Source organism: Dyella sp. 333MFSha (genome assembly GCF_900102405.1).
Lineage (GTDB): Bacteria > Pseudomonadota > Gammaproteobacteria > Xanthomonadales > Rhodanobacteraceae > Luteibacter > Luteibacter mycovicinus.
This window is the reverse complement of the sequence record NZ_FNBR01000001.1, coordinates 869,199-883,207: the sequence shown is the minus strand read 5'-3', so window position 1 is coordinate 883,207 and position 14,009 is coordinate 869,199. Positions and strand designations below refer to the sequence as shown.

General features: G+C 61.4%; 11 protein-coding genes and 1 pseudogene. 7 read left to right on the top strand and 5 right to left on the bottom strand.

What is annotated here, in order from left to right; genetic code table 11:
• Positions 1 to 444: 444 nt before the first annotated feature.
• Positions 445 to 1,251 (bottom strand): hypothetical protein, encoded by an 807-nt coding sequence (locus tag BLT40_RS04020; protein ID WP_143025825.1) that lies wholly within the window; start codon positions 1,249 to 1,251, stop codon positions 445 to 447.
• A 694-nt stretch (positions 1,252 to 1,945) separates the two neighbouring features.
• On the opposite strand from BLT40_RS04020, the gene BLT40_RS04010 reads away from it, so the two are divergent.
• The 3 genes from BLT40_RS04010 to BLT40_RS04000 all read left to right on the top strand — a co-directional run bounded on the left by BLT40_RS04010 (position 1,946) and on the right by BLT40_RS04000 (position 4,843).
• Entirely contained in the window at positions 1,946 to 2,665 is a 720-nt protein-coding gene (locus tag BLT40_RS04010; RefSeq protein ID WP_090351572.1) for a DUF6602 domain-containing protein, read from the top strand.
• 313 nt (positions 2,666 to 2,978) lie between these two features.
• Positions 2,979 to 3,839, top strand: coding sequence for a sce7726 family protein (locus BLT40_RS04005; protein ID WP_218124513.1), 861 nt, complete (start codon positions 2,979 to 2,981; stop codon positions 3,837 to 3,839).
• Positions 3,840 to 3,889: 50 nt separating this feature from the next.
• Positions 3,890 to 4,843, top strand: coding sequence for a sce7725 family protein (locus BLT40_RS04000; RefSeq protein WP_090351567.1), 954 nt, complete (start codon positions 3,890 to 3,892; stop codon positions 4,841 to 4,843).
• Between the two features lie 258 nt (positions 4,844 to 5,101).
• On the opposite strand, the gene BLT40_RS03995 is transcribed toward BLT40_RS04000, so the two are convergent.
• Entirely contained in the window at positions 5,102 to 6,316 is a 1,215-nt protein-coding gene (locus BLT40_RS03995; protein ID WP_176809092.1) for an HNH endonuclease, read from the bottom strand.
• Between the two features lie 215 nt (positions 6,317 to 6,531).
• Between BLT40_RS03995 and BLT40_RS03990 the strand changes: the two genes are divergently transcribed.
• Positions 6,532 to 6,762, top strand: coding sequence for a hypothetical protein (locus BLT40_RS03990; RefSeq protein ID WP_090351561.1), 231 nt, complete (start codon positions 6,532 to 6,534; stop codon positions 6,760 to 6,762).
• A gap of 74 nt (positions 6,763 to 6,836) precedes the next feature.
• Here BLT40_RS03990 and BLT40_RS03985 read toward each other — a convergent pair whose 3' ends face one another.
• The 3 genes from BLT40_RS03985 to BLT40_RS03975 form a co-directional block, all read right to left on the bottom strand.
• Positions 6,837 to 9,011, bottom strand: coding sequence for a KAP family P-loop NTPase fold protein (locus BLT40_RS03985; RefSeq protein WP_090351558.1), 2,175 nt, complete (start codon positions 9,009 to 9,011; stop codon positions 6,837 to 6,839).
• Positions 9,012 to 9,573: 562 nt separating this feature from the next.
• Positions 9,574 to 9,798 (bottom strand): hypothetical protein, encoded by a 225-nt coding sequence (locus BLT40_RS03980; RefSeq protein ID WP_090351556.1) that lies wholly within the window; start codon positions 9,796 to 9,798, stop codon positions 9,574 to 9,576.
• A gap of 38 nt (positions 9,799 to 9,836) precedes the next feature.
• Positions 9,837 to 10,877 (bottom strand): hypothetical protein, encoded by a 1,041-nt coding sequence (locus BLT40_RS03975; protein WP_143025824.1) that lies wholly within the window; start codon positions 10,875 to 10,877, stop codon positions 9,837 to 9,839.
• A gap of 233 nt (positions 10,878 to 11,110) precedes the next feature.
• On the opposite strand from BLT40_RS03975, the pseudogene BLT40_RS03970 reads away from it, so the two are divergent.
• From BLT40_RS03970 to BLT40_RS03960, 3 genes and pseudogenes are all read left to right on the top strand, one after another.
• Positions 11,111 to 11,923 (top strand): annotated as a pseudogene (locus BLT40_RS03970) (IS3 family transposase); the annotation flags it as partial.
• Between the two features lie 452 nt (positions 11,924 to 12,375).
• Complete coding sequence (locus tag BLT40_RS03965) at positions 12,376 to 12,822, top strand: TIR domain-containing protein (protein ID WP_090351552.1); 447 nt, start codon at positions 12,376 to 12,378, stop codon at positions 12,820 to 12,822.
• 22 nt (positions 12,823 to 12,844) lie between these two features.
• On the top strand, positions 12,845 to 14,005 hold the full coding sequence (locus BLT40_RS03960; RefSeq protein WP_090351550.1) for a toll/interleukin-1 receptor domain-containing protein: 1,161 nt from the start codon (positions 12,845 to 12,847) through the stop codon (positions 14,003 to 14,005).
• Positions 14,006 to 14,009: the final 4 nt, after the last annotated feature.

Here is a 14,009-nt window from a genome sequence, read left to right as displayed (position 1 = left end):
TAACGGCTACGCCGGTCGCGTAACGCGTCGGTGTTGTGCTCGCATAGTCGTACGACTGCGAGTGCCCGAGGTACTCCATAGGAGGCACGGGAATCTTTCTCTTAAGATTTCACGGAGTCTCCCTATGTCGAAGCTACGTACCCTTCGGTCTCAGGCCTTTCAGGCCCAACACGGCAAGTGCTATTACTGCGGCTGTCAGATGTGGACTCCGTCACCAAACGACCCTCGACCGAAAAGGCGCCTCAATGCGCGTTTTCGGTGTACAGCAGAGCATCTGGTCGCACGGCAAGACGGCGGCAAGGACGTCAGGGCTAACATCGTCGCCGCCTGCCTGTTCTGCAATTCGAATCGACATAAGGCCAAGAGACCACTAGCGCCTCATGCATACCGAGTGCGCGTACAAAGGCGCATCGCAAAGGCGAAGTGGAATGCCAAAATCTCGCCTTAGGCTGACCTAGCTGATTCGTCAGCGATAGCTTTCGCCCCGGAGGTTGATCCCGGCCCGCCGTCGAGGCGCACGATGCGCTCTTCGCCGGTAGCTAACCGCGCACGGAAGATACAGAGTTCCCTATCGACCAGCTCGAAAAGCTCGGCCTCCCCCTCGCCTTCGAGCCAAACCCAAGCCCCGAGCAACACGTCAAGGCCGGGATCGCCGCTCCGTCCCGACAGCGAGGCCGCGTGTCGCAACCTGTCCGCCTTACGTCCTCGCAATCGCACGAGCATGTTCTCGCCACCAGAACCATAGACCGGAACACGCCCCGCAATGATGGCGTTCACCCGATCGAGCGACGCCTGCCAGCGTGTGACCGCCGCCGGATGCCACACCCAGTGCCGAGGCGCCTGGTGCAACACCCAGTCCGCCAGGTCCGCAGTCTCTACGCCTGCGGCACCGGAGAGATCAACCTCGACCATCCTGAGCCCCAGCTCCCGTACACGCTCTTCCTTGACCTTAGCGACCTTGTGGGTGACCCGGACCTCGACCAGCAACTGCCCCTCCCCATCATCGAGCACCACATCGGCGCGGACGGTCCCGAATGACACTTCTTGCCTGCCAGAGGCGACGGGAACCGTCTTCGCCGGCAGATGCACCGCCTCCCCGATTACGAGGCGCCCCTCCCAGTCGGACGCGCTAGGCGGATTTGGCATGGTGGGGGTGCCGACCCAGGCGGGGAGCACCAAGGTTGTCGCGTCGGCCAGCACCTGCTTCGCGTACCGGTGCAGTACGGATTCGCGGCAGACCTGCTCGACCACGCCCACATGAGCAAAGTGGTGCCGGCGCTTACTACCCTGTTTTGCCTCAAGCGGAGATCCGCACCCGGGACACCGGCATCCGCTCGCTAGCCCCCGCGGAACATCGGATGGTCCGAACAGCCGGCCGTCACGCTCGCCAAAGGGAATACGAAGCCGGTGTGCCCTGAGGCGATTCAAACTGGTTGCCATTGTCGTTGTCCCTCGCTATGAAGGAGACCGACACTGCCCACCCCATGGACGGACAAACATGGACAAACCTACCGATTCCGGCTCCCCGACCCTTTCTGCCCTGGACGCCTACGTTCGCTGGCTGGAGACCGACCCGCCGCAGAGCAAGCATCGGGATTCCCTTCTTGTCCTGGCGGCCCAGCGGATCCCACTTCCGAGTCCGGGGTCGCCCCCTCCTCAGGCTCGGTGGGGCCGGGCAGCTTTGGAGAAAGGGTCGTTTATCGGATGGAACCGGCAGCTCCGTCATGGCTGGTTGTGCCCTTCATCGGACGCGAGGCCTTCCACATCCGATCGGCCAGGGGCGTCGTCTTCATCGCCATGGTCGGTCTGCCGTTCCCGGTGGCGGTGTGTTCCGCCTACGCGAGCGCGTTCATCGTATGGACGAAGGCCGATGCGTTTGCGGATTGGCCATACACACCCCTTCCGGGTCTGCACCATTTCCAGACAGCACTTTGAGAGAACCGGCATGGCCAACGAGAAGAAAATCTATGGGCGATACTGCGACGCTGCAGTCGATGCGCTGCGTGCGCAATACGAGATGACCAAGGTCATCGCCCACAACGCGTCCGCAGGTTCGGCGCGGGAGGCCATCATCCGAGATTTCCTCGCCGCGCACCTACCCGAGATGACTTCTCCAGTCTCCGGCGTAGTGTTTGACTCAAAGGGAACCTACTCCAAGCAGCAAGACATTGTCTTTGTGCTGAAGAGCTTCCCGCGCCTGCCCTTTGCAAACGGCGTCGACCTTATTTACGTCGAAGGCGTGGTGGCGACGGTCGAAATCAAGACGGTCATCAACCGGTCAGTCTGGCCTTCGATTGCCGAGAACCTAAAATCTGTGAGGACCCTGACCCCGTCCAGTCTCGGCTCGGCGATGCTCGGCGACTTGGACGCATGGGACGAAACGAAGATTTTCAGCGCTGTGGTGACCTACGGCGGTGCGTCACTCGAGACCATGCGTCAGGCAATTGTGGAGCTGCCCGCCGAGACCTGGCCAGATGTCTATCTGGACTTGCAGACAGGCATGCTGGTCCGGAATCTCGACGTGCTTATCCCGAATGGGGACGGCAACGATTTTGTCGAAATTGAAGGCGCCGGTCCGGCCTTCGCCCGCTTCCTGACTTACCTGACCAAAATCACAGGCCAGTTGGTGATGCGTGGCGTCGCTTGGGAAACCTATCTCGAGTGAGCACTTGCCCATTGAGCGGCGGCGTCAGGAGGTTCTTTTACTCGTCGACAGCTCCACCGTACCCGACGGGCGGATGCTCCGGACGAGCCAGCGTTTGACGAAACGCCGGCAGCAACTGGCCCCAATCGCCACGCGCTCTGACGATGCGGCGACGGAATAGTGGTGAACGGCCGCGTGTCAAGCGGCGCAGCTCGACTCGACTGAGGTCCGTCCCGTTGCTTCACTGCGCCATCTTCCGATGCATCGGTGAGCGTTGTCACGACCGACAGTGGCGCCTGCGAGCGACGTACGTCAAAATGGGGGAATGCCTGGGGTGCTCACGAATCTAAATCGACGCGAGACAGACTGGCGCGAGGTCGCGCAGGCCTTCACACGTCCGGCTATGGCAGCCTTGGCGCAGAGCGGCTGCTCAGATGCTCTTCGTCGCAGGCTCACCGCCGCCGGCCTTGATGAGGTGGAGCATCGGCCGTTGCCGGAGTTGCTGGGCGATGCTTTCCGCGGACTGCAGCGCCATTACCGATGCGAGTATGTCTATAAAGCGAGCATCACCGACCGGGTCATCTTTGGTCGGCACAGTCCTCGAACCGCCAGCCTGCATGTAGAATTGCCAGTGGGTCGGTCCATTGTGGATTTGGCCGTTTACAACGGACACTCGACGGCCTACGAGATCAAAACTGAACTCGACACCCACCGACGGCTCGCCAGTCAAACCCCGGATTACCTGCGCGCATTCGAGCGCGTCTTCGTGGTGACGCACCCCCGTTGGGTTGATCGCTACCGAACCGTCTTGGATGAGCGGGTGGGGATTCTGGCCCTGCAGCCCGGCGGTTCATTGACAGAAGTGCGTCCGCCGGTCGCGGATGCGGATCGCCTCGATCCGTCTGCGCTGTTTCGCCTACTGCGCGGCGCAGAGTACCGTTCCGCCTTGGAGCGCCGCTTCGGGCCACAGCCGAACATGGCTAACGGACGACAGTTTCAACACTTCTCTCGTTTGTGGAACTCACTGTCGGTGATCGAAGCCCACGACATCGTCGAGGCATCCCTACGTGCACGCACGACCGACGCGGCCACGGTGAGCTGGGTGCAGCAACTGCCGCAAAGTTGGCGGGTCTTGGGGTACGCCACGCCCTTATCGCAAGTACGCCGCCAACGGCTCTTGAACGCACTGTTGTGAGCCGATAGGCTTCAGCTTCACGGCGCGGGGGCGCCGGTCAGGACGACACGATGTATTTGCCGTATATGTATGGCCGCCAGTTCGAGCTGCTGGCGATTCGCATGATGCTGAAAGACGAGCGAGACCGTGGTGGGCTATTGCCCTTGATCGAGCCGCTCATGGCTCGTCCCGACGACCTCAAACGGTGCATCGCACTCTGTGCGAAAGCGGACCAATCATTGGCCCTGGTCGTCAATCCGGAAAAGCACCAGCTCAAGACCGCCGCAGCCCAACAGGCTTGGTTACAGGAGTTTGGGTCGACGATTTCCAGCTCTCCCTTAGTGATTCCAACGCTCATCTGTCGAACGGATGATGTACGGACCGATGTAACCAATTTCTTGGCGTCGTACCCCGACCAAGAGGTCGCGGTGGTCCATCCGGGCAAGCGCTTGTCGGGAGCTGATGTACAGTGGCTGGGTCGCACGTCGACCATCCGCTGGCACATCGTGATGACCGATAAGGTGCCACAGGCACGCTGGCAACAGTTTCCCGTGGACAAACTCATCTTGTTGCGAGACTGCTTCGTCAAGCAAGAACGCAATGCGGACTACTTGGGGCAAGAATTTTTTACCGACGCGCATCATCGCGTACCGCACGATGCGGCTGGCATCGGTGACCATCTGTGCATTGGAAGCCAATTCAAAAAAGGCGGCTCCACTCCGCACGCTGTCGCCATTCACGCAACGTACGTTGAGCCGGAAAATCGCGATGTGTGGGTCGAGCATTTCGTCTCGACCGATGTCACCAAGGACGAAGGCGATGTGGCGAGCAAGTTTGTCGACGCCGCACGAAAGCTAACGCGAGCGGTGCACGCACGACCCACTGAGTTTGGCGACAACCGAGCCCTGCGAGAGTACGGCCAAATGGCGAAAGCGGCCGCGTACCGTGGACTGGGCATCAACAAGCAGCTCCAGATGGTCCACCATATTTGCTTGATGATGGATGTGCTCGAAGGCCGGCTCTAGATGGATGCTGTCAGGCCGAGCACTTTCTGCAGGTCGATGCAAGCGAACCTTCGCCGGACAGCAGCCGTGCCTATCCATTACATGTAATCAAACTGGCGAAAGCCGCCGGGAGATTTCGCACTAAGTCTCGGCGAACATCGTGAACGCGCGGTCCCACTTCGAAATGAATACGGATGTCGCGTCGGCGTGCGCCTGATGGAGCGGAGTACGAGGGCCCTCATCCTCACCGATGCCGAACGAATTGGCGCACGCGATGCCTTAAAGCAGCTCGGAGGTCGCATCCGCCACCGGCTGGCCAGCAGAGTTAACCATGAGCGGCACCTCCGCAAAGTCATCGCCCGCCTCGCGAATGGCGAGCGCGATGATCGAGGTGCTCCGGTAAGTTCCCTGTTCAGGACCTCCCACCCGGTAGACTACCAACTCCTCGATCCCATCGTCGTTAGTGTCCGCGCGCATCAACTCCATCAAGAAGGTGATGCCACCCGCAAAATTCAACCGCAGATGCATCGACGACACGGCCATGATTTGGGCCTCGCCCCGATCAAGCAGATCTTGAATGGTCAACCCTTCGAGCGCCGCACGCTGACCGGCGAAGACGTCGTCACTGGTCATCTCCTCCGTCACGAACAGGAGGATCGCCGGCAGTCGATTCAGATCACTCAGTCCTAAGCGTGGCGACGCCATGTGACTAACGTCGGGATACCGCGCCACGGCCACCAGCTCGAGCAACGTCAGCGGGCGGCGAAAGTACAAGGCCTCCATCGCCATCGTGAAGGTCGTTCCGGCAAAATATTCGTCCGCGTTCGCCTGGCGATACTCACGCAGGGTGTGCACCACGCACGTCTCGCCCGACATCCGCATGAGCGGGAGTCCCTTCCCATCGAGCGGCTCAGCCTCGACCGGCCGATCAAGCCTTTGGTCGAGATCGCTTTTGGCCACCGCCACCGCCCGATCGGTGAAAGGAAACCCATCCAACAACGCCTCGAAAATGCCTTGGTCGTTGGCATGGGCTCGCTCCAACTCGCGCAGGTGCGGCCAGTCCATCGCGCCTTCGGCGATGGCAACCAAGACCGCCGCTCGGGCCCTCTCGCGCTGGTCTGACCGACGCAGGAGGGCGATGCGTTCCTCGACTTCCACGCGACGCCCCGAGATACGTCCAAGGTCAATGGCCACTCGTCCTGGGAAGAATGGTCTCCCAGACTTGTCGCCATTGCACTGACGGCAGGCGGGAACCAGGTTGATCAACCCCTGAATGTCGAAGGTGTCGGGCAGCCCCAGTTCCGCGCGCGTGCTTGCCCACACCTCCGCTGAGGCACCAAGGCGTTCGGGTACTAGGTGATCCACCTCCAGCTCCCTAAACCCGATGGATCGGCGGCAGTAATAGCAAAGGCGATTGTAGGCCTCCCAAAGGGCTTGGCGCCCCAATGGGGACAGCGGGTATCGCATCACTGGCTCATCGCTCGCTTGCGCCACGCCCTTCTCCTTGCTATCGCCCCACATTCTCGGCCAGTGACGTAAACCTGCGCAATTGGGACGCCATCTGTCCCTGCCCCGTCAACGGGAGCCCCTTGCCAGAGCCTCGGCTTGCGCTATTCCTTTCGCATGTGCACGCCGGACTCCTTCTCCACCCATGACTTCGAGCATTCCCATGCTGATGCCTCTTCGCCCGTGCAGCCCTACCCCATCTCATGATCGATGGACAGAAGGTCGGCGACACCGTAAGCGGCATTTTCTATGACTATGTCAATGGCGGCAAAACTAAGTATGCGGCCTTCACGCTAAAGGCCCAAGGCGATGGCCGCGTGGTGACGGTCACGGCGGATCCGATGGGCTTGTTCCCGAAACAACCCGGCAACTTGTTCAGCGCGGGCGCCCATCAGGAGGCCGTTGACGCCGACGCGCCGAACGCCGCCCGATGAAGCGGCTGGTCGATCGACGGATGCGGTAGTCTCCACCGGTATCGCGGCGTCGCATCCACGTGCCGCCCTCCGAATCAGTCCCTCGCTTGAGTGAAGCCGCGGGCGTGCACAGCCACCCCGCGCAGGACGGACAACCACGCCGCCGCGGCGTCGTCTTTGATGGCGGTATCGCGCAGACGTCGCTCCGCGTTCGTGCGCCATTGCGGCAGTGGGCCGTACGCTTCCACCAGCGCCAGGTCGGCGGGCAAGCGATATGAAGCGCCGGTGTCAGAGCTGATGCGCGACAGCAGCAATGCTGTGGCCAATCCATCGAGCGTGGCCTCGTCCCCCGCCATCGCGGCGTAGACTTTCGCTGCCGTCGGGGGCGACAGTCGGGCGAGTCCGCGCAACAGCACGCCGGGATCAAAGCGTGACAATAATGTTCCTGCCTGAGCCGCCGCTAAGATGTGCTTGGCCAAGGCATTGGTCAACCGCGCTCGCTCGCCCGCATCGGGGCGAAGTGCGGTCCGTACCTTCCCATCCACTGGGAAAAACGTGGCCTCCATCATCAGCATGCCCATCGTGATGGCCTGCGGATCCTCGATAATGGCCTTGGCCGCCGCGGCCTCCGCCCCCGGAGAACAGGCTTGGATGACGCGATCAATCGCGATCTCGGCAATGGCTCCAATGTATGGCGCAAGCATGCCCCGAGCGTTCGCCCGCTCGACAAATCCGGGCGCCTCTGTGAGCGTCGCCATGGCCACCCCCAGCGCAATGGGGTCCGAGATGCCTTCCCCCCGGGTAGTGCTTGCCATCTCGCCCAAGCGCTCCATGAATTCCAAAGCGCTTCGGCTGGAAATGGATTCGCCGATGCGCGATCGGCTCGCCGGTTCAAACAGGTAATCCCGCACCTGCTTCAGGCTCACGCCCGTGGACCCGATGCTCATGCGCAGTGCCGCCGCCAACCGCATGGGTGAAGCAATTTGGCCTTGCGTATCCATGACGCGCGCGGTGCCCGTTTTCCCATCGGTCGGCTCGGTCTGCGGGAACAAATGGCGGACCAACGCGCGTGCCTCGTTCGGCATGACGCAGGCCTCGATGGCGTCCTCCAACGAGGCCGCATGCGCTTGAATCAGATTTTTGCCTGCGTCGAGCAAACTGATCTCGTCGGGAAGGCTTCCCACGAAGCGCCGCGGATGCCTCTGGAGCATATGAAAGACGGGGCTGCACCGGACCATCAAGGCCGCGAGCCCAATGATGTCGGCCAGGACGATCTCGCCCCGCAACGACGGCTCGATGGTTCGCACGGTATTGAAGACGCGGTGGATATCGCGGGGATGCTCGAGCAGGTCCCGAAGCGCCTTGGCGTAAAGCACGCTCAGGCGACCTTGAGCGCCTGGGAAATACTCTCGAAGGGCGTCGCTCGGCATCGCTTCCAACGCTTGGTTGACGAGCGTCTCTTTGTCGATGCCCGCCAGGCGGGGCAAGGGCATGCGAAACTGGACGATCTTGTCCAAGAACCCGTCGGCGTGGGGGATGTGGACACTGGCCAAGGCATCGTTGACGTAACGCGGATCCCAAGCCACGACATGACCGATGTTGGGCAAATCGGCGACCGCCTTCAAGATGCGCACCATCTCATACACTTCGATCGGCATCAGCCGATCCATGTCGTCCAAAAAGACGATGATCCGGCGCGGGAATGCTCGAAGCGCCTTTTCAACCTTCTCCTTTCGCTTCTCAAGATTGGCGCTTTTCTCCTTGGCGATGGCAGCGGTCGCGTGCCCCGCGCCTGACAACACGCCCTTGACGATCGATGCCATGGGTTCAGCGCCTGGAATCCACTTGACGACATCGAACAGCTTGGCGTACGACGTCAGTTGCTTGGCTACCTTGGTCGCCGCCTCGGCCGAATCGGTCAGTTCCACGGCCTCGGCAATCCGGCCCAGAAATTGCCGCAGAAGGGCATCGCGATCGCCCACGAGCCAGGGATTGAAATGCACGAAGACTGGCGAACGGCGGGCCTCAATTCGGAGCTGCTCTTCGATGATCGCCATCGCTGAGGTCTTGCCACTCCCCCACGGTCCCTCGACCGATACCGTCAACCCATGATCTCGGTTGACGAGCGCCAAAACCTCGACCACGGCCTGGGCGAAAGGAAGCCGATCAAGCTGGTCGTGCGCGCTGGCGTTTGCGGCGTCCAAGGGGCGGTCATACGCCGCTTTAGCGGACTCCGAGTCGGGCGGCATGGAAACATTGGACCGATGCATGTAAAGACTCCGAAGACAGATACTCAAATTTTCGCACGACGCATGCCGCGATGAGTCCGCTCGGCCACGCAAGTTATGGTCGAGGCAGAATCTTTCGTTCGAATTGGCCCTCACGCCGCCCTTGGCGGATGAGTTCTAGGATCGCCCTTCGAAAATCACATGCAACAGTTCGGGCTTGATACTCAGTGCCACACCCTTCAACAGCGCTTCATATCTGCCGATGAGGTGCGCTAAGTGACTTCGCGATGAGCGAGACCGTGCACTCAGCCAAGCAATGGACGAACGGGCGGATCCAGTCCATCGCGGCGACCGCACGCGGCGGTTCTGCGCAACACCAAGCACCGCGCAACGGCCGCATGAGCAGTGCGGCATGGCATTCGACGACGCCGATGGCTTGCGCAGTCCACGCCATTCGCTCCCACGCGCGCCGCTGACCGTTGAAACCATGATCCTTGGCGTGAGTGAATGACCGAGCGTCGCGGCTCGGACGCCTTTGCTCAACACGTGCGCCGAGCCGCGGGCGCGGCGCCAAACGCAAAGCTCGATTCAAACCAAAGCCCGATCAAAGCCCCCGCCCCACGACCGGATTGGGTGGACGAGTACGCCGTTCGCGCATGTAGGCGGCCAAGGTAGCTGCCGCATGGGACATGGAGTCCTGCGTGGCAACGCCTACGCTCATGGCGTTGTCGGTGAGACGTGCCCATTGGCCGATGAGGAATGACCTTAACATCGCTGCCCGTACCGATCCGTGCTGCCGGTCCACGATGCCGTGCTTGACGATGCTCATGCGATCCAGCCGCAGCGCACGCGAGGCCGGGCACGGTGTCAGCGGCTGAGCTGCCCTACTCGTGGCGCTTCCGTCGAGCTTCCGGGCGCAGGCATGGTCACTGCCCCCTGCGTCGCGCACGTAACGGTCTTAAAACGATAGCCCAAGTTGTTTCCACCCGTGACGATGGAGTAATGCCCATCGTCCAACCGATTGGCCACGCCCACCGGTCCACCGCATACCGGACGTTCCCAATAATCCAGCGCGACCACTAAGGCCATGCCTGCGCCTTGCAGCGCAGGCCATCGCTCCGCTCGCCATCCCCAGACATGAGTGAACAGCGACAAAGGGACGGCGCAGATGAAAACAGGCCGCAGCGAAACGAGAAAGGCGTGGAAGCTCCCCTCGCGATCGATCCTGCGCGTGTTGCCCAGCTGCCACAAACTGGCAACGACCATGGGCAGCATGAGCACGGCGCTGACCACCGCAATGAGCATCAACCAGCCCAGAGGAACCAACGCTGCCGTCAACAGCGTCAGCGACGCCGGAAAAGCGCCTGGGTCTTCCCCCATCCAGCCGAACAAGGACTTTCGGGCGAACGACAAGGCAACAGCCGCCACCACGGCCGTGCCAACCGAAGCCAGCACGACGCCGAATGCCTTCCCGTTCGAACGCCGCAAGCCCACCCTGACCAGGCTGAGGAGGTCCATCGCGGCAACGGTCATCAGAAAGCTCCACGCCGTGGGCACGAGCACCTGCCCCGGCAATCCCTCCGGTGCAGCCATCCCCAGGACCACGCTCACCAGACACAATAAGGCCGCGAGATACCACAGGAGCCGAAGCCAATCGGGCCAGTCGAACGCTTCGGCCAGGTCGGCTCGCGCGTATCGCCAGCGCCGTCGAGTACGGTCGAATCCACCGGCAGAGGTCTGCAGCAAGCCTCGCAACCGCGGCACCACGCGCCACAGGATCAACGCAACAACACCGCCCAAGAACACGACCGCGCCGAAGACATCGTTCAACACGTGAGCGACGAGCGCCACGGCAGCCCAGCCAAGCGCAATGGAGACCACCCATGTCGTTCGTGTTCTTCTGCTCATCCCTGAATCCTCGGCTTGCACATGCGCCGCATTGTGCCAAAGGTTGCGCCAATGCCATACCCGCCCACCAAGTGCGCAGACCTCGCCGCTGCAGCATACGTGCGAGCAGCTCCCGACACCTGCCGCAGCGAGGGTCGCAGAAAAAAAGGTTCTTCGCGGAAGTCCGGGGACTAGGCATAAAAAAAGGAGCGGTAACTTCCGCAAGATGTTTGTGCGACCAAACGTTTTGCAGACATCGGAGCGGTTACTACGCCTGGTGTCAGACGCCGCATAGCCCAAGATCGCGCGAGGACAGCCGGTTGGTCGGTTTGATCAAGCATGACTGAATCGCCAGCGGTGGCGTTTATGGCCATCGCAAACTCACCACCGACCCGCGCGAGGGTGGCGAAGCGTGCAGTCGCCTTCGCGTGCTTCGTTTGATGCAGTCGGAGGGCCTACGCGCGCAGGTCGGCTATGGATCGAAGCCAAGGCATCGAGATGGGCCCGTTGGGCAGGTCGACAATGTCCTGCTCCGTGACTTCTCGCCCGACGGCCCGAACAAGGTATGGGCGACAGATATCACCTACATCTGAACCTACGAAGGCTGGATGTATCTGGCCGCGGTCATGGACCTGTACTCACGTCAGATCGTGGGTTGGGCCATGCATCGAACGATGACGACCGACCTGGCGCTTCAGGCGCTTCAGGCGCTTCAGGCGCTTCTGGCCGCGGTTTGGCGACGAAAGCCCGGTCCAAGCCTTCTGATTCACTCCGACCAGGGCAGCCAACACACCAGTGACGATTGGCGATCGTTTCTGCAAGCCCATGGCATGGTGGCGAGCATGAGCCGCCGTAGTAATTGCCACGACAACTCTGTCGCGGAAAGTTTCTTCAGCCCGCTGAAGAAGGAGCGAATCAAGCGTCAGATCTACCCCAGTCGCGCGGCCGCATCGTCGGATGTGTTCGACTACATTGAAATGTTTTACAACCCGGTACGCCGGCACGGTTTCACCGCCGATCTGTCGCCGGTAGAGGTCGAACGGCGTTACGCGCAAACCGGCTCCTGAGTGGCTCAGATAAAGCTGGGCGGTCCAGCCATCCTGGCGCCATGTACAGGTCGCGTCACGACGACCTGCGCCGGCAGGGATAATTACCCGCAGTCGTCGATGCGACGGACTTGGTTTGTCGCAATCCGGATAGCAAGACCAATGCTAAAGCTGAGAGACCGATCCGGCTTGAATGAAATGTCCCTCTTGCCCCGAAACGGTACCCCATAGAAAAAAGCACCAACGCCACCGCACCGCGACCGAGGGCGCACCGGCGGTGTTGCACGGGTGGTACACGTGCAATGGTCGTCCAGGACAGAGACGCGAAGACGGCCAAAGGTGCCATTTTTGTTGCTTGCCGTCGAAAAGTTGGCCTGTTGCGAGGCCCGCCATCGACTCCGCGGAACCTTCAACAGCGTGTGCGCTTGAATTCAATCTAGGATGCGATATCGTTCGCACGGCAGGAGGAAACCATGGCAAGGAAAGTCTTTTTCAGTTTCAAGTACGACAACGTTGCACGCGCGGTGGTCGTCCGGAACAGCGATACCATCCGCAGGGCGGACGAGTCCGGCTTCGTAGACAAGGCCGATTTCGAGCAGGTCGAACGCCAGGGCGCCACCGCCATCGCCATCGCCAACTGGATTGACCGCCAGTTCACTGACACGACATTCACTGTACTGTCCGCCGGCGCGCCCGAGCACCATAGCCGGTGGGTCCGCTACGAGATCGCGAAGAGCATCAAGCAAGGCAACGGCCTGCTTGGCATAGACACCAGAAAGATCGACATACTCGGCCGGCGCATCACTTTCTGCGGCAGCGATCTTCCGGCTGGCTATCCATGTCCTCGCTGGAACCGGGACAACGGCTATGCAAATATGGGCGGTTGGTTTGAAAAAGCAGCCTGGCTTGCCGGCAAGTGACCCTCTTTCCAAAGGAATCGATGTGAGCGCATACGAGCTGGCAATTCTCGGCACGGTCCGCGATGATGACCGCGCGGCCTTGGCAAAGACCCTGAATGATCGGATTGCAGAATTCGAACTCGTCCCGGGAATGGACTTTCGCATCCTCGACGCGTCGACGGTCGACCGCCGTGACCTCCACGCCGCCTTTGCCGTCGCATACTTCGGCTCCCCGGATCCGGCTGACGTCGACGTCCTTGGCGTCCTTGTGGGACAGAGTGTACCGGTGATTCCCGTCATCGGAGACGTGCGGGACGCTGGTCAGAACATCCCCGCGATTATCGCTGACATCAACGCTTTCATCCACAAGCCTGCCGACGCCGAATACGACGCCTTGGCCGGAGCCTTGCTCGAGTGTCTCGGCTTGCTGCGGGCCCAGCGCCGGGTCTTTATCAGTTACCGGCGCGTGGAAGCGAAGGCCGCTGCCGTGGACTTGCACAACGTGCTTATTGAGCGGGGATTTGATGTTTTCCTGGACACCCACAGCATCCGTCCGGGGGAGACGTTCCAGGAATCGCTCTGGCACCAGTTGTGCGATTCGGACGTCATGGTGATGCTCGATACGCCGACCTATTTCGAGAGCCGCTGGACTAGGGAGGAGATTGGGCGTGCGCGCGCGAAAGCCATCCATGTGCTCCGCGTCATCTGGCCGGGCCACACGCCGGACCGCCACACTGATCTTGCCCAGACACTGTATCTCGAGCCCGGCGACCTCCATGACGCGACCGGGCCGTTGACGGACGACATCACGGCCAAGATCGCCGTGATGGTCGAGCGGATTCGCAGCCAGAGCATCGCATCACGGTATATGGCCATGACGGGCATGCTCAGAGCTGAGGTCAAGAAGATTGGCGGAGACGTCATCGGTGTGACCGCACACCGGGCCGTTGGCTTGCGGCTCGAAGACGACCGCGTCATCTGGGCCTACCCGATGGTGGGGGTGCCCACGGCACAAACGCTCAACGACGTCGCCAGCCGGGCCGCAAAGGCGGGCGCGAAGAATAAACCGATTCTGGTCTACGATGACATCGGCATCGGCAGTGAATGGGCCGCGCACCTCGCGTGGCTCGACGACAACATCAAATCCGTGCACGCCATCAAGGTCAACGGTGCGGCTTTTTCAATCATTGGCCTGGAGGGGTGAGCAA